Here is a 19,677-nt window from a genome sequence, read left to right on the forward strand (position 1 = left end):
GAATATATGTTGTAAATATGGATGGTTATATTGGAACATCTGTGAAAAAAGAAATTGAGTATGCTGAAGGGCATGGAAAAGAAGTGGTGTATCATTACAATCAGTAGATTTTAATTCATAAAACAGTTAGATAAACTTGAATTTGAAAACCACGATTTCATAAGTGGTTACTGCCCCTCATAGGGCTTTAATAAAATCCTCCAAAACGCTTGAAAACAAAGGATTTATCGCAATGTGTCCGCCTTATCCCTTTATACGATTTCACTTGCGTTTATGCTTCCCTCGCCACCTCATAAGGGCAAAAATAAGGGAAGAAAAATCTGATAACAAGCTATAAAAACAAGTGGCAATCGGGAAACTGTGACATATGTGCGAATATATTATACTGGAGGATTTCAAGATGGACAAGTACATTTATGATGAAAACAACGGTCTTTGGTATGAACTGCAAGGCGAATACTATTTGCCGTGCCTTAGCTTGCCACCCGAAGAAGAAAAGCCTATCGGGATATGGGGACAGCGGCGCAAACGCTACCTGAAAGAACATAGAAAAGCAACCTACACAACACTTCTGACCAGCGGTAAGCTCAACACTTATCTTTCCGGCATCAACGAACAGGCGCAGGAACGCTTTGAACGGCTCATAGATGGCATGAAGCAGGCACAGGGTATCACGGAACAATTAAAGGCGGAAAACGCCTTAGAATGGGTCAGGAGAATGAATAATATACGGGCTTGTGCGATGGAGATTGTGAATAAAGAAATCATCTTCGCATAGCAGACTGGCGGTAACGCAAAGCGAGGGGTAAAGGTGTAAATGCCTTACCCCTCGTATTTTATGACGAGAATATGGCTTAACACAAGGCATTTGTTGGTTAAAAGCGCTACAGTAGAGAGATTATGCTGAAAACATAGGGTTTGGCAATCCAAAAGCAAACTTTTTATGAATGTTGTCTGTTGCCTCTTGACTTATATCGGCAATCTATATATAATCGATATGTAGACTGTCGATACAAGGAGGGACATATATGGCAATTGATAAATCTCTGATTTCAGGGAATACAGATATGCTGATTTTGAAGCTGCTTGAAAAACAAGATATGTATGGGTATCAGATGATAGAAGAACTTGCGAAGCAATCCGACCATACTTTTGAATTGAAAGCAGGAACATTATATCCTCTGCTCCATCTCTTAGAGCAAAAGCAGTATCTTGTGTCCTATGACGGAGAAACTGTTGCGGGGAAAACAAGAAAATATTACAGGATTACAGATGAAGGGAAAAGATTTCTTGTGGTGCGGCTGTCTGAGTGGGAAAGCTACTCTGCCGCAGTCAATAAGGTTTTGTCGGGGGGTGTTTTGCTTGCAGGAATATAATTCTCCCGAAGAATATATCAAGGATGTTCAAAGATACATTCGTTGGAGCAGAGTAAAGGTTGTGGCAACAAGAGAGCTTTCTGACCACATAAACGACCAATACGATGCTTTGCGGGAAAACGGTCTGAATCAGAAAGAAGCAATGAGAAAAGCCATTGAAGAAATGGGCGATGCAGATGTAGTTGGGACAGAGCTTGATATTGTCCACCGCCCGAAAGTGAATTGGCTGTTGCTGCTCATAGCAGGCGTGTTGCTGCTGAGTGGTATTCTAATCTCTGCTATGCTAACCTCAATATCCCTGACCGTACCAAAGATAATCGGTATTGTGCTTGGAGTTTGTGTTGCTGCTTTTTTGTATTTTATTGATTACACTGTCTTAATTCGCTTTCCAAGAGCGTTATACGGACTGCTCTCACTGGCGGCAATCTTCGGGCTACTCTATGAATTATGGAACGGATTTGCACCGCTTGGATACGGTTTTCTGTTCTACCTGCTGCTATGCTATCCGATTGTTTTGGTCGGAATCCTGTTTTATGAAAAGAACAGTGAAATCGAGACAAAAATCATACATTACTGGCTATATGCTATTTTTCCGCTGACTTTAGCGTTAATAAATCAAGCGTTTCCAGTTTTTGTGTTGCTGTTGGCTTGCGAGCTATTCATCTTTTGCTGCGGGTTAAAATTAAAATGGCTGAAATGGAATTGACCGTCATAAAACGCTCCAGCGTGTCCCTTCGGATAATGGTCTTGCGCCCTACCTTTAAGACAGGCAGCTTGCCCCAGTCCACCAATTTCCGCATGGTGTTCCTGCCGATACCCGTACATTCGGCGGCTTCCTCGATGGTCATACCTATTTTAACTGCGTTCATTATCTCATCCTCCTTTTGAAATACTTGTTTTGCAACTGTACAATCCTAATTATACTTATTTTGCAATCTCGTGTCAACCTGTTTTGCAACTGTTTAGGAATTTTTTTTAATATTTATCCCGTTTCAGGGTTGCAATCTGCATTTTGATGTGCTATAATGATACTCGTCAGGAGGTGAAAACCTTGAAAAAAGAAATTGAATTCACCGCAAAACAAGTCGGTGAACGGGTAAAAGAGCGCCGAACAGAACTAAACCTTACCATGCCTGAGCTTGGAAAGCGTATCGGCGTAAACAAATCCACCATTCAGCGGTATGAAGCAGACGGCGTTGACCCGAAGCGTACTATGATTATCAACGGTCTTGCCGATGCGCTGCTTACCACTCCCGAATGGCTGACAGGGCTTTCCGAGGAAAAGGAATATGATGCCCGCACGCTCTGCCAAAAGGACATTGAGGAGCATATCAAAAAGTACCTTGATACGGTTTCCTCCACGGTCAGCGGAGAGCCGCACCAGCAGCTTCTTACCACCTTCCTCGGCAAGATGATTGACCTGTACTCGGTGCTGTGCCACTACTTTGCCAACGCTATGGCGGAGGTTGACCGTGTGGCGGAGGACGAGGGCTTGAAGCAGTCGATTATGCGGTATGCGATTGAGGTGGGCGCAATCGAAGAACGGGTCTACCGCAAAGAAATGGAAATACCTATCGAAGATATGAAGCGTTTTTTAGACGGAATTTTACATATCTACGATGAGGGACGCACCAAAGTATCTATGGGCGACCTCTTCGGGATAGTGACGGAAGCCGAAAACAGGCTTGCCGAAAAAGAAAATTCCGTGGCACCTTGACAAAAAAATATGCCGATTGAAACCAACCGGCAAAAGTGACATTCTTTACTTTACGCACACCATATGTCACAGTCCCGATTGCCACGGATAGAAAGGAGTTTTTATCTATGGCAAAAGGTTCTGTAAGAAAGAAAGGCAAAAAGTGGTACTACCGCTTCTATATCGAAGATGAAAGCGGCAATCTGGTACAGCGTGAATTCGTGGGAACAGAAAGCAAATCCGAAACGGAAGCCCTGCTCCGCAAGGCGATGGAGGACTACGAGGAAAAGAAATTCGTTGCAAAGTCTGAAAACGCCACGGTGGGAATGCTGCTGGATATGTGGGTGGAGGAAGAACTAAAGCCCGGCAGTCTCAGCAACGGTACGGTAATGGCATATCAGGGTACGGTAAACCGTATCAAGCAGCACCCTATCGGCAGCCGAAAGCTGAAAACCGTCACCGCCGACCATTTGCAGGCGTATATGGATTTTCTCAGCTTCGGCGGGACAAATCCCGACGGTACAACGGCAAAGGCACTTAGCAAAGGGTATCTGCGTTTGTTCTCGGCAGTCCTGCAAGGAGCGTTCCACTTTGCGGTATTCCCCAAACGGCTGATTACCTTCAACCCGATGCAGTATGTGGTATGGCGGGGCAAAAAAGAGGACTATGACCTGTTTTCGGACGAGGACGGCAATACCGATTCCACACCCACGCTCAGCCATGAGCAATATCTGAAGCTGGAGGAATTTCTGAAAAAGAAAGATAACCCCGCTTTACTGCCCATTCAGATTGCCTACTACACGGGGCTTCGCATCGGCGAAGTCTGCGGCTTGACTTGGCAGGATGTCAACCTTGACAAGCAGTACCTTACGGTGCGCCGCAGTATGCGCTACAACGGGGCAAGGCATAAAACCGAGATAGGAGCGACCAAACGGAAGAAAGTCCGTACCGTGGACTTCTGCGACACGCTGGCGGCGATCCTCAAAGCGGCGAAAACCGAACAGCACAAAAACCGCCTCCAGTATGGCGGGCTTTACCACCTCAACTACTACACCGAGGTGAAGGAAAAAGACCGTACTTACTACGAGGTTTACAGCCTGCCGAGGACAGATGAAATCCCAGAGGGGTACAAGGAAATATCCTTTGTCTGCCTCAGACCTGACGGCGCATACGAATCACCGAGTACGGTAGGGATTATGTGCAGGACGGCAAGCAGAAAGGTCGAGGGCTTGGAGGGCTTTCATTTCCACCAACTTCGTCACACATTCACGAGCAATCTGCTCTCAAACGGGGCAGCGCCGAAGGATGTGCAGGAGCTTCTCGGACATGCCGATGTCAGTACCACAATGAATATTTACGCTCACGCTACAAGGGAAGCGAAGCGTACTTCCGCAAGACTGCTGGATAAGGTGGTCGGCGGAGAGTAAAAAACTTTCCCTTGTTTCGGCTCGTAAGGGCAAAAACAAGGGAAAATACATAAGGTTGGAACACAAGATAGGCGAAATGCCTTGAAAATACAGCGTTTTCAGAGGGTTTAACAGATAAATTTGAATTTGACGAGGTATTGATAGAATGGTAGAAGTAAAATTTTATGACAATGTCGCAGATGAATTTTTGAAGTTTGCAGTGATAATATCCAAAACAGATAACAAGTGGGTATTCTGTAAACACAAAGAAAGAGAGACTTATGAAATACCAGGAGGTCACAGAGAACCTGGAGAAAGTATTTTAGAAACAGCTAAAAGAGAATTACAAGAAGAAACAGGAGCAGTTGATTTTAGAATTGAACCAATATGTGTGTATTCTGTTAAAGGAAAGACACGAGTAAATGAAAATATTGATGATGAAACTTTCGGAATGCTATTTATTGCAGACATTAACTCATTTGAGGAATTACATAGTGAGATTGAGAAGATATTGATTTCAGATAAGTTAGTTGAAAATTGGACATATCCTTTAATTCAACCTATATTGATTGAAGAAGCAAAAAAAAGAGGCTTTATATAAATAGACAAGCAACGGAAACTTTCAGTTTGGCGAACTGATAAAATCCCTTTAGGAACTAAAGGGCGCACTTCTATACTCTCCTATCGGGAGTATGTGCGTCCTGCGGAGCTTCATTCTCCGTCAGCAGAAAAAACTGCCAGACCGAGAATGTTTCGTCACTTTGTTCCGTCAAGGGAGCTACACTCCCTTGCGACGCTTGTGCGTCTATCCCTTGTGGACTTGCCGTCCGCAAACGGTTTTGACAAACCGTTTGCCGCCAGCAAGTTTGAAGATTAGACATAAACAAATCCTCCGCATGGTCTAAGCCATACGGAGGATTAACTGTTTTACGGACACCCGTCTATCGCTCTGCAGGGTGTTTGTTCTGCTGTAAGATCAGTCTGCGACGTAGGGCAGCAGGGCGATCTGACGGGCGCGCTTGATGGCGACGGTCAGCTGACGCTGATGCTCGGCGCAGGTGCCGGTCGTGCGGCGGGGCAGGATCTTGCCGCGCTCGGACGTGTAGCGGCGAAGCTTGGCAGCATCCTTGAAGTCGATGCTCGTAACCTTGTCCACGCAGAAGTTACAAACCTTTCTGCGCTTGCGGGGCCGAGTTCTATCATTGGCCATGATGAAATCCTCCTTCTTGCAATCTCAGGGAAAAAGCTCAATCAAAACGGGAGCTGGCTGTCGTCGTCCTCGATCATCGAGAAGTCGGAAGCCGGCGCGGGGGCAGCGGGTGCGGCGTAGCCGTGGGAGCTGCCCGCAGCAGGCGCAGCCGGTGCGCTGTAGCCATAGGACGGCGCGGGGGAATACCCGCCGCTGTCGCCTGCGGCATCGCGCTTGGAGTCGCCGAAGTAGACATTGTCTGCCACGACCTCTGCGCTGCGGCGCTTGTTGCCCTCTTTATCGGTCCAGTTGCGGATCTGGAGCCGACCGGAGACCACCGCCATGCGGCCCTTGGTGAAATACTTGCTGACGAATTCCGCCGTATTGCGCCATGCCACGATGTCGATGAAGTCCGTTTCCTTCTCGCCGTTGTTCGCGCTGCTGCCGAAATCACGGTCAACCGCGAGGGAGAAGGATGCGACCGCGATGCCGGAACCGGTACGGCGCAGCTCGGGGTCACGGGTGAGACGGCCCATGAGAACGATATGGTTCAGCATGAGGAGTCCCCCTTACGCTTCGACAGCGACGATGATGGAGCGCAGGATACCGTCGGTGATCTTGAACACACGGTCCAGCTCAGCGGGGAGCTCGGGCTTGCATTCGCAGTTCATCAGGACATAGTAGCCTTCGGGCAGGTCGTTGATCGGGTAGGCCAGTCGGCGCTTGCCCCACTCCTCGATGCTCGTGAGAGTACCTTCTGCCTCAACCATCGCCTTGAACTTTTCCACGAGAGCGGCAATACCCTCTTCGCCCTGAGCGGGGTCGATGATATAGACGATCTCATACTTACCGGAAATCTTAGCCATTGTTGTTTGCACCTCCTTTTGGACTTGTGGCCGCCGCGCTGCGGCGGCAAGGATCGCCTGAAATTCACAGGCCTATCTATTTTACCGTTCCGTGCGGCAAAAGTCAAGCATTTTCCAAACTTTTTTGTGGAGAAATTCCGCGTGTTCCGGGGAGAGCACCGGAAAACAGGATCACAGTCCCAGAATCGTGACTACGAGTCCGGCAATGCCCAGCAGGATCATGATCGCGCCGCCGATGCGTGTGCCGATCAGAAAAGACCGGGTCGGCTCGCCGTTTGCTTCATTTTGCTGGGAGTTCACGATCTCAAAGATATCCTCCGGGAAGAACAGCATGAAAAAACCGATCAGCGGGAAAAAGAAGATGCCGATGAACATCATTGCGGATACCCCCTTGTGAACTCATGATAATAGTACAGGAGCAGCACCGCGTGATGACAGCTTCGTCATTCGCAGGGTAGTGCTTTGCAAATGACTCTCCTGTATCAGGTGGTGCTGCCCCGAGAATTTCCCCTGACTGCCGGAGATCAGCCGGACAGTCGCTCAATGAGAAGGGCAATAAATCCCCCGATGCCGATCAGGATCATGATCGCGCCGCCAATGCGCGTGCCGATCAGAAAAGACCGGGTCGGTTCGCCGTTTGCTTCATTCCGCCGAGAATTCATGATCTCAAAAATATCCTCCGGGAAGAACAGCATGAAAAAACCAATCAATGGGAAAAAGAATACTCCGATAAATTCCATCGTTTGCACCTCCCTGCAGTCTCATTATAGCACAGTGCGGCCTTCCGTCGATGAGGCAAAGCAGGGGAAATGCGATTTTCTCCCGTTTCCACAAATCCCGCAGCGCGAAAACGTTTCCAAAGCGGCCCCGCTTGTGGATTTTTCCCGCGCGGGATGCATCCTGCGTGAAAACAGCTTGCATTTTTGCCCGGAAAATGCTATTCTTTATGGGTACAAGGCTGTAAATTTTGACGCAGACAGGAGGAACGCAGAATGAAAAAGCTAACCGGTTCCATCGTCGCGCTGGTCACTCCGTTCCATGAGGACGGCAGCGTTGATTTTGCCCGCCTTCGGGAGCTGTGTGACTGGCACATCGCCAACGGTACGGACGCGATCCTTGCGCTCGGCACCACGGGCGAGACGGCGTCCACCTCGCTGGAGGAGGATATCAAAACACTGGAATGCGTGATCGACCACGTCAACGGCCGCGTCCCCGTCATCGCGGGCGCAGGCTCGAACTCCAGTGAGATGCAGAAGCACAAGAGCGTCATCTATTCCCAGATGGGCGCGTCGGCGCTGCTGTGCATCAGCCCCTATTATGTCAAGACGAATGAAGAGGGCATGTACCGCCACTTCATGATGTCGGCGGATGCGGCTACCGCGCCGATCATCCTCTATAACGTCCCCGGCCGCACCGGCTGCAAAATTTCGCCGGACGTTGTGCGGCGGCTCTCCGTCCACCCGAACGTCATGGCCATCAAGGAGGCCAGCGGCGATATCGGCTACGCCATGAAGGTCGCGCGTTACCTGAGCGACGACTTCACGATGTACAGCGGCAACGACGACATCACCATCCCGCTGATGTCCCTCGGCGCGTCCGGCGTCATCTCCGTGTGGGCGAACGTCATGCCGCGCACCGTGCACGACATGGTCACGGACTATCTGGCGGGCCGCCACGAAAAGGCTCTGCAGACGCAGCTGCGCTATCTTGACCTCATCAACGCCCTGTTCATGGAGGTCAACCCCATCCCCGTGAAGACGGCCATGAACCTGATGGGCCTGCAGGCCGGGCATTTCCGTATGCCGATGTATCCCATGGCCCCGGAGAATCTGGGCCGTCTGAAGCGCATTATGCGCGAGGCCGGGCTCCCTGTGCAGGAGGATGCGGAATGAAGGTATTCCTGAGCGGCTACGGCAAAATGGGCCGCATGCTCGAGGAGCTGGCGCTGGAGCGCGGCTGGGAGGTCGTCGGCCATGCCGACATTACCTGCCCCGAGGCCTATGAAACGGCCCCCGGCGCGGACGTCTGCCTCGATTTTTCCGGCGTCGGCGCGCTGAAGCCCCTGCTCGGCTACCTGCGCCGCACGAAGACCGCCCTTGTCAGCGGCACGACCGGCCTGACGGAGCCGGACCTCGACGCCCTGCAGGAGCTGGGCCGCGAGCTGCCTGTCATCTGGACGGCGAACTACAGCACGGGCATCGCCGTGTTCCGCCGGATGCTGCATGATTATGCGGGCGTTCTTGCTGGCTGGGACAAGGAGATCGTGGAAATCCACCACAACCAGAAGGCCGACGCGCCGAGCGGCACGGCAAAGCTCCTGCTGCAGGAGCTGGACCCCGAGGGCACGGCGACGGTCCTTCACGGCCGCGAGGGCCTCTGCGGCAAGCGCAAGCCGGAGGAGATCGGCGTGTTCTCGCTGCGCGGCGGAACGGTCGCGGGCGAGCATACCGTCTATTTCTTCGGCGAGGATGAGACGCTGCAGATCACGCACAGAGCTGCGAGCCGCAGAATTTTTGCGGCGGGCGCTTTGCGCGCTGCGCAGGCCATCTGCGGGCGGGGCCCGGGCTTCTATACGCTCGACGAGCTGCTGTTTGAAATCTGACCGATATCAATATAAGGAAGAACGACTATGGAAAAACTGAAACCCCGCACTCTCTCCGGCTTTATGGAGCTGCTGCCTGCGCCGCAGCAGAAGTTCGAGCGTATGCTGGAGATCCTGCGGAAGAACTTCGCCCTCTACGGCTTCACGCCCATCGACACGCCCATCATCGAGTCGGCCGAAATCCTGCTGGCCAAGGGCGGCTGTGAGACGGAAAAGCAGATTTACCGCTTCCAGAAGGGCGACTCCGATCTGGCCCTGCGCTTCGATCACACCGTTCCGCTGGCAAAATACGTCGCCCTGCACGAGAACGAGCTCTGCTTCCCGTTCCGGCGCTATGCCATTGGCAAGGTCTACCGCGGCGAGCGCGCCCAGCGCGGCCGCTTCCGCGAATTCTATCAGGCCGATATCGACATCATCGGCGACGGCAAGCTCTCCGTCGTCAACGAGGCGGAAATTCCGTCCATTATTTATAAGGTATTCTCGGAGTTCGGCCTGAAGCGCTTCTGCATCAGCGTGAACAACCGCAAAATTCTCAACGGCTTCTATGCCATGCTCGGCCTGACGGAAAAGTCCGGCGATATCATGCGCACGGTGGACAAGCTTGACAAGATCGGCCCGGACAAGGTCCGCGTCATCCTCGTCGAGGACATCGGCCTTTCGCAGCAGGATGCCGACGAAATTCTCCGCTTCATCGCCATCCGCGGCACGAATGCCGAGGTGCTCGAGCGCCTTGGGTCCTATCGCGGCCGCGACGAGGCCTTTGACACCGGCCTCGACGAGCTTACGACCGTGACGAAGTATCTGGCGGCCTTCGGTGTGCCGGAGGAGAACTTTGCCGTCGACCTGACCATCGCCCGCGGGCTGGACTACTACACCGGCACCGTCTATGAGACGCGCATGCTCGACCATCCTGAGATCGGCGCGATCTGCGCAGGCGGCCGCTATGACAATCTGGCGGAGTATTACTCCGACCGCAGCCTGCCCGGCGTCGGCGTAGCTATCGGCCTGACACGCCTGTTCTATGTGCTCGACGAGCAGGGCATGCTCAATCCGGACCTGCTCACAGCCCCGGCCGACGTGCTGCTGCTGCCCATGACGGACGACTTTACCGCCGCCGTCGAGCTGGCGACGCGCTTCCGCAATGCGGGCCTGCGCACGCAGATCTACTCCGAGCAGAAGAAGTTCAAGGCGAAAATGACGTATGCCGACAAGCTGGGCATCCCGTATGTCGTCTTCCTCGGCGAGGACGAGATCGCGCAGGGCACCTGCTCCGTCAAGGACCTGCGCACCGGTCAGCAGGTCAGCCTGTCGCCGGATGAGGCAGTCGAGCTGATCCACAAGGGAATTTCCGAGCTGAACAAGGGCTCCGTGATTTTAGAGAAATAATTTTTGGGGGAATTGATCCATGACGCAATCGAGAACGCACAACTGCGGCGAGCTTCGTCTCGCCGACGTCGGCAAGACCGTCACGCTGGCGGGCTGGCTGGAAAATATGCGCGAGGTCGGCAGCAATCTGGCCTTTGTCGTCCTGCGCGACTTCTACGGCACGACGCAGGTCGTCATTGAGTCGGAGGAGATGATGCAGGCCTTCAAGCCCATCAACCGCGAATCCACGATCTCCGTGACCGGCGTGGTACGCGAGCGCACCAGCAAGAATCCGAAGCAGCCCACGGGTGAGATCGAGGTCGTGCCGGAGAGCGTCTCCGTGCTTGGCCGCTGCCGCTACAATGCGCTGCCTTTCGAGATCAACCGCTCGAAGGAGGCTGACGAAAATCAGCGCCTGAAGTACCGCTATCTGGACCTGCGCAACCCGGAGGTCAAGAAGAACATCATCCTGCGCTCGAATGTCGTGGCGGACCTGCGCCGCAGCATGACGGAGCGCGGCTTCCTCGAGATCACCACGCCGATCCTGACGAGCTCCTCGCCCGAGGGCGCGCGCGACTATCTTGTCCCGGCCCGCAACCATCCCGGCAAGTTCTATGCCCTGCCGCAGGCCCCGCAGCAGTTCAAGCAGCTGCTCATGACCTCCGACTTCGACCGCTATTTCCAGATCGCGCCGTGCTTCCGCGATGAGGACGCCCGCGCCGACCGCAGCCCCGGCGAGTTCTATCAGCTGGATATGGAGATGGCCTTCGCTACGCAGGACGACGTCTTTGCCGTCCTTGAGGATGTGCTGCCCCCGGTGTTCACGAAGTACGGCAAGTACAAGGCGGCCTCCGCGGCGCCGTTCCGCCGCATTTCGTTCCGCGAGTCCATGGACCGCTATGGTTCCGACAAGCCCGATCTGCGCATCGACCTTGAGCTGACCGACGCCGCCTGCCTGCAGGACTGCGGCTTTGAGCCGTTTGCCGGGCAGACCGTCAAGGCCGTCGTCGTGCCGGACTTCCACAAGACCCGCAAGTTCATCGACAAGCTCTGCGCCGAGGCCGAGATGCTCTCCGGCGGCAAGGCCTACTGGTTCCGTCTGGACGAAAACGGCGAGCTGGTCGGCGGCATCTCCAAGTTTGTCGCCGAAAAGAAGGACGAGGTCATCGAAAAGCTCGGCCTGACGAAGAACAGCTTCGTCGCGCTGGCCGCCGGCAAGTACGGCGCGGCCGTCAAGACCGCAGGCGTACTGCGCAAGCTGCTCGGCGCGCAGGTCGAGGGCCATATGGATGCCGAGCGCTATGAGTTCTGCTGGATCGTCGACTTCCCGATGTATGAGATCGGCGAGGAGTCCGGCGAGCTGGAGTTCTGTCACAATCCGTTCTCCATGCCGCAGGGCGGTCTGGAGGCGCTTGAGCGCGCGCATCGCGGCGAGATCGACCCGCTGACGATCAACGCCTATCAGTACGATCTGGTCTGCAACGGCGTGGAGCTGTCCTCCGGCGCCGTCCGGAACCACGACCCCGAGATCATGATCCGTGCCTTTGAGCTCGTGGGCCTCGGCGAAGCCGATGTCAAGGCCAAGTTCCCGGCCATGTACAATGCGTTCTGCTACGGTGCGCCCCCCCATGCCGGTATCGCTCCGGGCGTGGACCGCATGGTCATGCTGCTGGCCGGTGAGGACTCCATCCGCGAGGTCATCCCGTTCCCGATGAACAAGAATGCGCAGGACCTGATGATGGACGCCCCGTCCGCTGTCGATCCGAAGCAGCTTGCCGATGTGCACATCGCCATCGTCGAAGACAAATAAGCAAAACAATGACCCTGCTGCGAGCTTGCAGCAGGGTCATTTTTATGGCAGCACCGCACAATTGCAGTTTCGGCCTTCGCCGGTTATTTTTTGCCGATCCATCGGTTCGAAAAGTTTGAGGTATTGCGCAGCCGTTGGCGGCTTTGCCGCCTTACGGATGCGGCATGCCCCTTGCGGGTACACAAAGTACATCTGCACTTTTCAAACCTTGTCTCGACTAAAAATCCCTCGCCGAATGCTCTCGCTGAATTATGCGGTGCTGCCTTATGCATTTTCTGGCGGATTTTCCTGCACATAGGCATCGAACAGGGCTGCGGCGCTTTCGCACAGCCCGGCGCAGGGACGTTTGGCGTAATACTGCGCCGTCCGGGCCTCCGGCGCGCCGCCGGGCTTCGTCTCTACCCCGGCCAGAAGGTCCCGGCAGAGATAGGAGCCATGGGCGGTCTGAAAGCGATGGGCCAGCTCCTGCACGCGGGCGTAATGCGCCTGCTTGCGCTCGTGCGTCGGGATGTCCGTATCCGCATACAGCAGCCCGGCCAGCAGGACCATGGCGCTGACCGCGCCGCAGACCTCGCGGAGCCGCCCAATGCCGCCGCCGAGGGAGGCACCGAGTTTCATGGCCGTCTCGCGCGGCAGCAGCTCCGGATAGGCGCACAGGACGGCCTGCGCGCAGTTGCAGCCCGTTTCAAAATTCGCGCGGGCGAGCGCGGCATGGCCCGTCATCGCGGAGCCTCCGGCAGCCTGATGCCGTTGAAGCGGATGAGATAGCGGATGGGGTAGTAGTGGTCGAGATAATTTTCGGCGTACCACTCGAACGTCGCCTGCGGCAGATGCACAAGCTCCGGCGCATCGCAGCGGAACAGCTCAAACGTCTTGCGGTCGCCGCTGAGCAGGGCGGCCATCAGCTCCTTCTGGTCCTCGCTTGCCAGACGGTCGAGGCAGGCGTCCATCACGGCCGAGCAGATCAGCTCCTCCCGCGTGGCGCGGCTCTCCAGCCCGGCCAGCCATTCCAGCAGGGCCTCCGGCGGGAAGGCCTTGCGCGTGGTGACGAGCGCGAGCTTCTGGAATTCCTTGTCCGCGTTGCGCTGCAGCACGTCGATGAGATAGCGCAGCAGATCCTCGTCCAGACTGCAGCAGTCCAGCAGCACGGAGTAGACGCTGCGGGGATCGTCCGGCTCCTCGATGACGGGGGGATCGGGTTCCTTCGGCCCCTCGAGGTCCTCAAGAGCCTCGGGCGGTGTCTGCGTCGGCGCGGGGTCGCGGGCCAGCGCGGCGAGCAGATTCTCCGGCTTCAGGGCCTCCAGCTCGTCCTCGTCCAGCTCGGTTCCGTCCTGCGCGGCACAGCGGCGGAGGAACTCCGGCAGCCCCATGCCCTGGATCTGCTGCTGCAGCTCAATGGCGCGGGGCAGCGGCTCCTGCTGCGACAGAGAGATGCCCTCCGGCGGCTTGCGCGTCCCCTCGGAGAGCTCCTGCAGGAGCGTCATATAGTATTCCGGCACTTTCATGGCGCGGCCTCCCTTTGAGAGATCAAGAACGATCCCGAATTTCTTTGACTTTAGTATACTATATCGCGCGCAGGAATGCAACCGCGCCGGAGGATGCTTTTTTGCCCGGCGAGTTCTTGACAGTTTTTTTTTCAAAGGATATAATAAACAGTAATACCGCAAAATTCTGCAGAATGGGAGAAACCTATGAAAATCAAGATCACGTCTGACAGTACCTGCGATCTCTCGCCGGAGCTTCTGCGCGAGAATGACATCGAGCTTTTCCCCCTGTTTATCAACAAGGGCGACGAGAGCTTCCGCGACGGCGTCGATATCCAGCCCGCCGATATTTTTGCTCATGTTGCAGCGGGCGGCGCGCTGTGCAGCACGGCAGCCGTGCCGGTCGGCGTGTTCCACGACCGCTTTGCCGAGCTGGCAAAGGAATATGACGCCGTGTTCCATGTGAACATCGGCTCCGGCTTCTCCGCATCGCATCAGAACGCTGTTCTCGCTGCAGAGGACCTGCCGAATGTCTACGTTATCGATTCCCGCAACCTCTCCACCGGTCAGGGCCATGTTGTGCTCGAGGCCTGCCGCCTTGCAAAGACCGCCACGGACCCTGAGGAGATGTACCGGCAGCTCAATGCGTTTGCCCCAACGGTCGACGCCAGCTTCCTGCTCGACCGGCTGGATTACATGGTCAAGGGCGGCCGCTGCTCGTCGGTCGTGGCTCTCGGTGCGAACCTGCTGCGCTTGAAGCCGTGCATCGAGGTCGTGGACAACAAGATGATCGTCGGCAAAAAGTACCGCGGCAGCTATGTCAAGTGCATGGAGCACTATGTCCGCGACCGTCTGGAGAACTGCGACGACCTGCTGTACGACACGATCTTCATCACGCACACGCCCGTCCCGCAGGAGATCCTCGACACCGTGAACCGCACCGTGCGCGAGTGCGGCAGTTTCAAGCATATCTATGAGACAAACGCGGGCTGCACGATCTCGTGCCACTGCGGCGAGGGCACGCTCGGCGTGCTGTACCTGCACAAGCTCAAGAACTGATATTCGTACCATATTTTATGAATTTTGGCAAAAGCCTGTCGAAGAGGCCCAAGGGACTTCTTGACAGGCTTTTGCATACCTGTCCGCCCTGCCGCATAGCCTGTATCACGAGACTGTGGGGGAGGCTGTGATAATGAGCAATCTTTACGCCGACATTGCCAGAAGAACGGGCGGAGACATCTACATCGGCGTGGTGGGACCGGTGCGCACGGGAAAATCCACGCTGATCAAGCGCATCATGGAGGAACTGGTGATCCCCAATATCGAGGATCTCTATCAGCGCGAGCGGGCGCGCGACGAGCTGCCGCAGAGCGGCTCCGGCCGGACGATCATGACGGCGGAGCCGAAATTCGTGCCGGAGGAGGCCGTGGAGATCACGCCGGACGGCACGGCGCGCCTGTCCGTGCGGCTCATCGATTCCGTGGGCTATCTTGTGGACGGGGCCATCGGCGCGACGGAAAACGGCCAGCCGCGCATGGTCACGACGCCGTGGGCCGACACGGAGCTCCCTATGGAGGAGGCGGCCGAGCTCGGCACGCGCAAGGTCATGGAGGAGCACAGCACGGTGGGCCTCGTCGTCACGACGGACGGGTCCATCACGGACATCCCGCGCGCAGACTACCGCGAGGCAGAGGCGCGGGCCATCCGGGATATGCAGGCAACGGGGAAGCCGTTCCTCGTGGTTGTGAATTCTGCCGCGCCGAACGGCGGGCAGGCACAGGCACTGCGCTGCGAGCTGGAGGAGACCTATGGCGTGCACGCCGTGACGGCGGACTGCCAGTCCCTGCACGAGGCGGAGCTTGGCGAGCTGCTGCGCGCCCTGCTCTATACGTTCCCGATGCGGGAGGTGCGCGTGTTCCTCCCGGCGTGGGTACGGGCGCTCGAGCTGGAGCACCCGCTCAAGGCAGCACTCTATTCCGCCCTGCGGGAGAACGCGGCGGGTATCGCCTGCCTCGCGGATGCCGAGCCGGCGCTGCGCCGTGCCTGTGAGCTGGAGCAGGTCTGCGGCTGCCGCATTGCAGACGTCGACCTCGGCAGCGGGACCGTCACCTGTGAGCTGGAGTTCCGCGAGGGGCTGTTTTACCAGATCCTCAGCGAGCGCACCGGCTTCTCCGTGGAGAACGACGGCCAGCTCCTGCGCCTGCTGACGGAGCTTGCGGCCATGAAGCGGGAGTATGACAAAATTTCTGCTGCGCTGGACGAGGTGCGCGCCACGGGCTACGGCATCGTCATGCCTGCAGCGGAGGAGATGCATCTCGAAGCGCCGGAGATCGTCCGCAAGGGCGGGGCCTACGGCGTGAAGCTGCGCGCGAGCGCGCCGTCCATCCATATGCTGCGCGCCGACATCCAGACGGAGATCAGCCCCATGGTCGGCAACGAGCAGCAGTCCGAGGACCTTGTGCAGTATCTGCTCGGCGGATATGAGTCCGATCCGGAGAAGCTCTGGGAAAGCAATATTTTCGGCCGCTCCGTCTTTGAGCTGGTGAACGAGGGGCTGAACACGAAGCTCAAGCGTATGCCGGAGGACGCGCGCTATAAGCTGAAGGACGCCCTGACGAAGATCATCAACGAGGGTGCGAACGGCCTCATCTGCCTGATGTTTTGAGGGCAGGCTGCCAAATACGAACAGGCTGCCGCTCAAACGTCAAGTGGCAGCTGCTAATTTCCGTATACCGGGGAGCGGACAGCCGGGCCCGGCGCTGCGCGGCCGGCCAGTGCAGTTTGACGGTAAAACGGTAATAGCCCCCGAATTGTCATTGCGAGGCCCCAACGGGGCCGTGGCGCCCTGAGCGCGAAGCGCGAGGAAGTGCCCTTGGGGTGCAATCTCGGGAAGGCAGTTGCGATTTCGCCGATGGCTTTCCCACGATTCAGCCGGATACTGCGAGATTGCCACGTCGGCCTTCGGCCTCCTCGCAATGACAAACTCGGGGGACTTGCGGCACAGAATGTGCTACAATCATTGCCGACCTGCAAGGCGCTCGCTACCCGTAAAGGGCACGCCGCCAACGGCTGCGCAGTGAGCGCCGCTGCAGAGGCAATTGGTGCCGCTGTTCTAACGATTGCCCGTGCCTCCTGCTGGCGCGTCGCCGGGCAGGGCATGCCCTGCCCCTACAACTTTATATGAACAAACCGGGAGCAGCCTGCTATCTGGCTGCTCCCGGCAGTTGTATTCGCCTTATTTTGTGCTGTCCTGCGGCTGGACGGCCTCTTCGATCTGCTGCTTCGCGGCAAGGAGCTGCTCATACAGCTCATCGGAGACCCGCTGATAGTAGTTGTTCTCATACAGCCGGACGGCGTCCGCGGCATCGAGGACCTGATAGCGCGGTGTGGTCCCTGCGCCGCAGTCCGCCGTGGCCAGCGGGGTGCAGCGCACGTCGCTGATGACAGTCGACTCGCCCGTGCGGGTGAATTCCACGGTCAGCGCCAGCGAGGCGTTCGTTTCGCCCTCCTGCGCGGCGCAATAATCGCCGAGGCCGTAGGCGAGCACAACGTCCTTCTGCACGCCGTCGTCTGTTGTGATGCTGCGGCGCTCCACGGGGCCGACGCGGTGGGAGTGCGAGCCGACGATGACATCCACGCCGCGGCGGAACATCAGGTCGGCAATCTTCTCCTGTGTGTCGCTGATGTCGCTCACGTCCTCGCTGCCCCAATGCAGGGCGGCGACGATGATGTCCGGCGACAGGGCGCGCGCGGCGACGATGGCGGCGGTGATGCCGTCCGTGTCGATGCGGGAATAATTGGAATCATAGTCCGTGTAGAGCAGGTTCGTGCAGTATTCCGCGCCGCTCGGCAGGCGCATGCCGTTCATGCCTTTCGTGAAGGCCACGACGGCGATCCGGATGCCGTTCGCCTCCACAAGAACGGCGCGATTCTGCGCGCGGTCCTCTGCACTCTCATAGGTGCCGACGGGCGTGAGCCCGGCGCTGCGCAGGACAGTCTGCGTGCGCTCCAATCCGCTCAGGCCGTTCTGGATCGTGTAGGAATTTGCGGTCTGCACGAGCGAAAAGCCCGTGCTGCGCAGGGCTGTGGCCAGCGCATCCGGCGCACTGCCGTCGTTATACGGCTCGCCGGAGAGGGTCGTCTCCAGATTGCCGATTGCAACATCGGCCGCGCCGACAACGGCAGTCGTGCCGCGCAGAATGTCAGAAAAATCATAGCTGCCGCCCTGTCGGGCTGCCTGCAGCAGTTCGTCGGTGATGCGGATATCGCCGACGGCGCAGAGCGTCGCCACTGCCGTGTCGCTGCGCGGCGTTTTGGACTCTGTGGGCATGTCGCTGCCGCTGCAGCCGAACAGCGGGAGCGCAAGGCAGAGCGTCAGAAGCGCCGCAGCGCCTCTGCGAAGAAAACAGGTCAAGATGAAATCCTCCAATCAAAATGACAAGATGCAGCTTGTCAAAGAAGTCCCTTCGGGCCTTTTTGCCAAGCTGCTTCTAGAATTGCAAAATCAATTTTTGTATCATGATTTTGCAATTCTGCCGCTGCGGCGGGGGATCAAACGCGAAAGGACACCCTGACGGTTTCCTTTCACACTTTTCTTCCCTCCGAAACTTTCGGCTTGGCGGGTTTTTGACAGTCTGAAGATGATCAAATGTATGCGCCTATTCTACAATACTTTGCCCGCGGCGGCAAGTCCGAATTTCGAAAAACGGCGGCTCTTGCCGCGGGTTGACGAATGTGGTATACTGTAGGCACGACAGAAAACCGCCTTCGGCGACCCGAAAGGACAGGGATATGACAAAGAAAAACCGAAAACGCAGTGCAGGCATCGTGCTGCGCGATATTTTGCTGGCGCTGCTGCTCGTCGCCGTGGTCGCGGCATCCGCCATTCTCGTTTACCGCCGCTTTTTTGAGAGCGGACCGGCCACACCGGACGAGAAGCAGAACATTGCCAAGAATCACTATGACGCCGATTCGTTTTATGAGGAGAACGGCATGCTGCGCTATGCAAAAAGCGCACATCTGACCGGCGTGGACGTTTCGGAGCATCAGGAGAAGATCGACTGGGCTGCCGTCCGTGCAGCGGGCGTGGATTTTGCCATTCTCCGCATCGGCTACCGCGGCTATACCGAGGGCTCGCTCCGTGAGGACAGCTGGTTTGCCGAGAACTATACGGCCGCACGGGCTGCGGGCGTGCAGGTCGGCGTGTATTTCTTCTCGCAGGCCACGACGCTCGAGGAGGCCCGCGAGGAGGCCGATTACACGCTGGAGCTGCTTGACGGCCGCACGCTGGAGCTTCCCGTGTTCTATGACTGGGAGACGGTCGCAGGCTCCACGCGCATCCCCTCGCCGGATGGCCTGCCGCTGACGCAGTGCGCAGCTGCCTTCTGCCAGACGGTGGAGGCCGCCGGGTATACGGCGGGCGTTTACTTCAACCAGACGTATGGATATACATACTTTGATCTGGGCTATTTGCAGGACTATGTTCTCTGGCTTGCGGAGTACGGCACGACACCGGAATTTCTTTATCACTTCGACTGCCTGCAATATTCCAGCACCGGGGTGGTCGATGGCATTACCGGCGACGTGGATCTCAATCTATTTCTGATGCCGGAGAAGGCAAAAATGACGGATTGATTCTGAAAAATGCAGCGCGGGCCGCTTCGAATTGCGAAGCGGCCCGCGTTGTTTGCATATATTTCGACGGTGTTTCCTGGCGCACAACAGTTTAATCCTAGCATATGGAAGGAAAAATGTCAATAGAGAACGGAAATAAATGAACAAATTGAGAACGATTTGTGAATGCCGTTACTTTTTTGACATGCAAAATAGCAAAAATATGGAATTGTTGCGGGATTGACAGATGCAGGCGCGGAGAGTAAACTA

22 protein-coding genes are annotated in these 19,677 nt (G+C 56.4%); 13 read left to right on the forward strand and 9 right to left on the reverse strand.

Going from position 1 to position 19,677, the window contains the following annotated elements:
- Nucleotides 1–400 precede the first annotated feature (400 nt).
- The 3 genes from ACMKFF_RS08495 (at nt 401) to ACMKFF_RS08505 (ending at nt 2,082) form a co-directional block, all read left to right on the forward strand.
- Nucleotides 401–778 carry a TnpV protein gene (locus tag ACMKFF_RS08495; protein ID WP_419496659.1) on the forward strand — a complete coding sequence of 126 codons (378 nt, stop codon included), beginning with the start codon at nt 401–403 and terminating at the stop codon, nt 776–778.
- A 250-nt stretch (nt 779–1,028) separates the two neighbouring features.
- Nucleotides 1,029–1,376: a PadR family transcriptional regulator gene (locus tag ACMKFF_RS08500; RefSeq protein ID WP_177308292.1), complete on the forward strand. Its 348-nt coding sequence runs from the start codon at nt 1,029–1,031 to the stop codon at nt 1,374–1,376.
- Nucleotides 1,363–2,082: a permease prefix domain 1-containing protein gene (locus ACMKFF_RS08505; protein ID WP_419496660.1), complete on the forward strand. Its 720-nt coding sequence runs from the start codon at nt 1,363–1,365 to the stop codon at nt 2,080–2,082. Before ACMKFF_RS08500 ends, ACMKFF_RS08505 begins: the two co-directional genes overlap by 14 nt.
- Here the strand turns inward: ACMKFF_RS08505 and ACMKFF_RS08510 are convergent.
- Nucleotides 2,036–2,245, reverse strand: coding sequence for a helix-turn-helix domain-containing protein (locus tag ACMKFF_RS08510; protein ID WP_419496661.1), 210 nt, complete (start codon nt 2,243–2,245; stop codon nt 2,036–2,038). The genes ACMKFF_RS08505 and ACMKFF_RS08510 overlap by 47 nt on opposite strands.
- Nucleotides 2,246–2,418: 173 nt before the next feature.
- Here ACMKFF_RS08510 and ACMKFF_RS08515 point away from each other — a divergent pair, with 173 nt between their 5' ends.
- From ACMKFF_RS08515 to ACMKFF_RS08525, 3 genes are all read left to right on the forward strand, one after another.
- Nucleotides 2,419–3,093, forward strand: a complete 675-nt coding sequence (locus ACMKFF_RS08515) for a helix-turn-helix domain-containing protein (protein WP_294492964.1) — start codon at nt 2,419–2,421, stop codon at nt 3,091–3,093.
- Between the two features lie 107 nt (nt 3,094–3,200).
- The gene (locus ACMKFF_RS08520; RefSeq protein ID WP_177308295.1) at nt 3,201–4,499 is read left to right on the forward strand and encodes a tyrosine-type recombinase/integrase; all 1,299 of its coding nucleotides are present in this window, start codon (nt 3,201–3,203) and stop codon (nt 4,497–4,499) included.
- A 145-nt stretch (nt 4,500–4,644) separates the two neighbouring features.
- Nucleotides 4,645–5,079: an NUDIX hydrolase gene (locus ACMKFF_RS08525; protein ID WP_071429408.1), complete on the forward strand. Its 435-nt coding sequence runs from the start codon at nt 4,645–4,647 to the stop codon at nt 5,077–5,079.
- Between the two features lie 375 nt (nt 5,080–5,454).
- On the opposite strand, the gene rpsR is transcribed toward ACMKFF_RS08525, so the two are convergent.
- The 5 genes from rpsR to ACMKFF_RS08550 form a co-directional block, all read right to left on the reverse strand.
- A complete protein-coding gene (rpsR, locus tag ACMKFF_RS08530; RefSeq protein WP_349134657.1) occupies nt 5,455–5,688 on the reverse strand; it encodes a 30S ribosomal protein S18 in 234 nt (77 codons plus the stop codon).
- Nucleotides 5,689–5,729: 41 nt separating this feature from the next.
- Nucleotides 5,730–6,224: a single-stranded DNA-binding protein gene (locus ACMKFF_RS08535; protein WP_419496662.1), complete on the reverse strand. Its 495-nt coding sequence runs from the start codon at nt 6,222–6,224 to the stop codon at nt 5,730–5,732.
- 12 nt (nt 6,225–6,236) lie between these two features.
- Nucleotides 6,237–6,533, reverse strand: coding sequence for a 30S ribosomal protein S6 (gene rpsF / locus ACMKFF_RS08540; protein WP_349134655.1), 297 nt, complete (start codon nt 6,531–6,533; stop codon nt 6,237–6,239).
- A 171-nt stretch (nt 6,534–6,704) separates the two neighbouring features.
- Nucleotides 6,705–6,911, reverse strand: coding sequence for a DUF6199 family natural product biosynthesis protein (locus ACMKFF_RS08545; protein WP_417324824.1), 207 nt, complete (start codon nt 6,909–6,911; stop codon nt 6,705–6,707).
- A 146-nt stretch (nt 6,912–7,057) separates the two neighbouring features.
- Nucleotides 7,058–7,273 carry a DUF6199 family natural product biosynthesis protein gene (locus ACMKFF_RS08550; RefSeq protein WP_419496663.1) on the reverse strand — a complete coding sequence of 72 codons (216 nt, stop codon included), beginning with the start codon at nt 7,271–7,273 and terminating at the stop codon, nt 7,058–7,060.
- Between the two features lie 252 nt (nt 7,274–7,525).
- Here ACMKFF_RS08550 and dapA point away from each other — a divergent pair, with 252 nt between their 5' ends.
- The 4 genes from dapA to aspS are packed head-to-tail and all read left to right on the forward strand — an operon-like array spanning nt 7,526 to nt 12,310.
- Nucleotides 7,526–8,425, forward strand: coding sequence for a 4-hydroxy-tetrahydrodipicolinate synthase (gene dapA / locus ACMKFF_RS08555; RefSeq protein WP_419496664.1), 900 nt, complete (start codon nt 7,526–7,528; stop codon nt 8,423–8,425).
- On the forward strand, nt 8,422–9,135 hold the full coding sequence (gene dapB, locus ACMKFF_RS08560) for a 4-hydroxy-tetrahydrodipicolinate reductase (protein WP_419496665.1): 714 nt from the start codon (nt 8,422–8,424) through the stop codon (nt 9,133–9,135). The genes dapA and dapB overlap by 4 nt, the downstream gene beginning before the upstream one ends.
- 27 nt (nt 9,136–9,162) lie before the next feature.
- Nucleotides 9,163–10,521, forward strand: a complete 1,359-nt coding sequence (hisS, locus tag ACMKFF_RS08565; RefSeq protein WP_419496666.1) for a histidine--tRNA ligase — start codon at nt 9,163–9,165, stop codon at nt 10,519–10,521.
- A 19-nt stretch (nt 10,522–10,540) separates the two neighbouring features.
- Nucleotides 10,541–12,310 carry an aspartate--tRNA ligase gene (aspS, locus tag ACMKFF_RS08570; protein WP_419496667.1) on the forward strand — a complete coding sequence of 590 codons (1,770 nt, stop codon included), beginning with the start codon at nt 10,541–10,543 and terminating at the stop codon, nt 12,308–12,310.
- Nucleotides 12,311–12,574: 264 nt separating this feature from the next.
- On the opposite strand, the gene ACMKFF_RS08575 is transcribed toward aspS, so the two are convergent.
- Both ACMKFF_RS08575 and ACMKFF_RS08580 read right to left on the reverse strand, forming a co-directional pair.
- Nucleotides 12,575–13,033 carry a C-GCAxxG-C-C family protein gene (locus ACMKFF_RS08575; RefSeq protein ID WP_419496668.1) on the reverse strand — a complete coding sequence of 153 codons (459 nt, stop codon included), beginning with the start codon at nt 13,031–13,033 and terminating at the stop codon, nt 12,575–12,577.
- A complete protein-coding gene (locus ACMKFF_RS08580; protein ID WP_417324836.1) occupies nt 13,030–13,815 on the reverse strand; it encodes a hypothetical protein in 786 nt (261 codons plus the stop codon). Before ACMKFF_RS08580 ends, ACMKFF_RS08575 begins: the two co-directional genes overlap by 4 nt.
- Nucleotides 13,816–14,001: 186 nt before the next feature.
- Here ACMKFF_RS08580 and ACMKFF_RS08585 point away from each other — a divergent pair, with 186 nt between their 5' ends.
- Nucleotides 14,002–14,853 carry a DegV family protein gene (locus ACMKFF_RS08585; protein ID WP_419496669.1) on the forward strand — a complete coding sequence of 284 codons (852 nt, stop codon included), beginning with the start codon at nt 14,002–14,004 and terminating at the stop codon, nt 14,851–14,853.
- Between the two features lie 130 nt (nt 14,854–14,983).
- Complete coding sequence (spoIVA, locus tag ACMKFF_RS08590; protein WP_418464032.1) at nt 14,984–16,459, forward strand: stage IV sporulation protein A; 1,476 nt, start codon at nt 14,984–14,986, stop codon at nt 16,457–16,459.
- 570 nt (nt 16,460–17,029) lie between these two features.
- On the opposite strand, the gene ACMKFF_RS08595 is transcribed toward spoIVA, so the two are convergent.
- The gene (locus ACMKFF_RS08595) at nt 17,030–18,208 is read right to left on the reverse strand and encodes a CapA family protein (protein WP_419496670.1); all 1,179 of its coding nucleotides are present in this window, start codon (nt 18,206–18,208) and stop codon (nt 17,030–17,032) included.
- A 377-nt stretch (nt 18,209–18,585) separates the two neighbouring features.
- On the opposite strand from ACMKFF_RS08595, the gene ACMKFF_RS08600 reads away from it, so the two are divergent.
- Entirely contained in the window at nt 18,586–19,428 is an 843-nt protein-coding gene (locus ACMKFF_RS08600) for a glycoside hydrolase family 25 protein (RefSeq protein WP_419496671.1), read from the forward strand.
- Nucleotides 19,429–19,677 lie beyond the last annotated feature (249 nt).

The sequence above is a fragment of the Faecousia sp. genome, from assembly GCF_048519415.1.
Lineage (GTDB): Bacteria > Bacillota > Clostridia > Oscillospirales > Oscillospiraceae > JAZOXB01.

Excerpts from the sequence above, each read along its gene's own strand:
- ACMKFF_RS08495 (WP_419496659.1), top strand. The coding sequence starts at position 401 with ATGGACAAGTACATTTATGATGAAAACAACGGTCTTTGGTATGAACTG.
- ACMKFF_RS08500 (WP_177308292.1), top strand. The coding sequence starts at position 1,029 with ATGGCAATTGATAAATCTCTGATTTCAGGGAATACAGATATGCTGATT.
- ACMKFF_RS08510 (WP_419496661.1), bottom strand. The coding sequence starts at position 2,245 with ATGAACGCAGTTAAAATAGGTATGACCATCGAGGAAGCCGCCGAATGT.
- ACMKFF_RS08520 (WP_177308295.1), top strand. The coding sequence starts at position 3,201 with ATGGCAAAAGGTTCTGTAAGAAAGAAAGGCAAAAAGTGGTACTACCGC.
- ACMKFF_RS08525 (WP_071429408.1), top strand. The coding sequence starts at position 4,645 with ATGGTAGAAGTAAAATTTTATGACAATGTCGCAGATGAATTTTTGAAG.
- rpsR (WP_349134657.1), bottom strand. The coding sequence starts at position 5,688 with ATGGCCAATGATAGAACTCGGCCCCGCAAGCGCAGAAAGGTTTGTAAC.
- ACMKFF_RS08535 (WP_419496662.1), bottom strand. The coding sequence starts at position 6,224 with ATGCTGAACCATATCGTTCTCATGGGCCGTCTCACCCGTGACCCCGAG.
- rpsF (WP_349134655.1), bottom strand. The coding sequence starts at position 6,533 with ATGGCTAAGATTTCCGGTAAGTATGAGATCGTCTATATCATCGACCCC.
- ACMKFF_RS08545 (WP_417324824.1), bottom strand. The coding sequence starts at position 6,911 with ATGATGTTCATCGGCATCTTCTTTTTCCCGCTGATCGGTTTTTTCATG.
- ACMKFF_RS08550 (WP_419496663.1), bottom strand. The coding sequence starts at position 7,273 with ATGGAATTTATCGGAGTATTCTTTTTCCCATTGATTGGTTTTTTCATG.
- dapA (WP_419496664.1), top strand. The coding sequence starts at position 7,526 with ATGAAAAAGCTAACCGGTTCCATCGTCGCGCTGGTCACTCCGTTCCAT.
- dapB (WP_419496665.1), top strand. The coding sequence starts at position 8,422 with ATGAAGGTATTCCTGAGCGGCTACGGCAAAATGGGCCGCATGCTCGAG.
- hisS (WP_419496666.1), top strand. The coding sequence starts at position 9,163 with ATGGAAAAACTGAAACCCCGCACTCTCTCCGGCTTTATGGAGCTGCTG.
- aspS (WP_419496667.1), top strand. The coding sequence starts at position 10,541 with ATGACGCAATCGAGAACGCACAACTGCGGCGAGCTTCGTCTCGCCGAC.
- ACMKFF_RS08575 (WP_419496668.1), bottom strand. The coding sequence starts at position 13,033 with ATGACGGGCCATGCCGCGCTCGCCCGCGCGAATTTTGAAACGGGCTGC.
- ACMKFF_RS08580 (WP_417324836.1), bottom strand. The coding sequence starts at position 13,815 with ATGAAAGTGCCGGAATACTATATGACGCTCCTGCAGGAGCTCTCCGAG.
- ACMKFF_RS08585 (WP_419496669.1), top strand. The coding sequence starts at position 14,002 with ATGAAAATCAAGATCACGTCTGACAGTACCTGCGATCTCTCGCCGGAG.
- ACMKFF_RS08600 (WP_419496671.1), top strand. The coding sequence starts at position 18,586 with ATGACAAAGAAAAACCGAAAACGCAGTGCAGGCATCGTGCTGCGCGAT.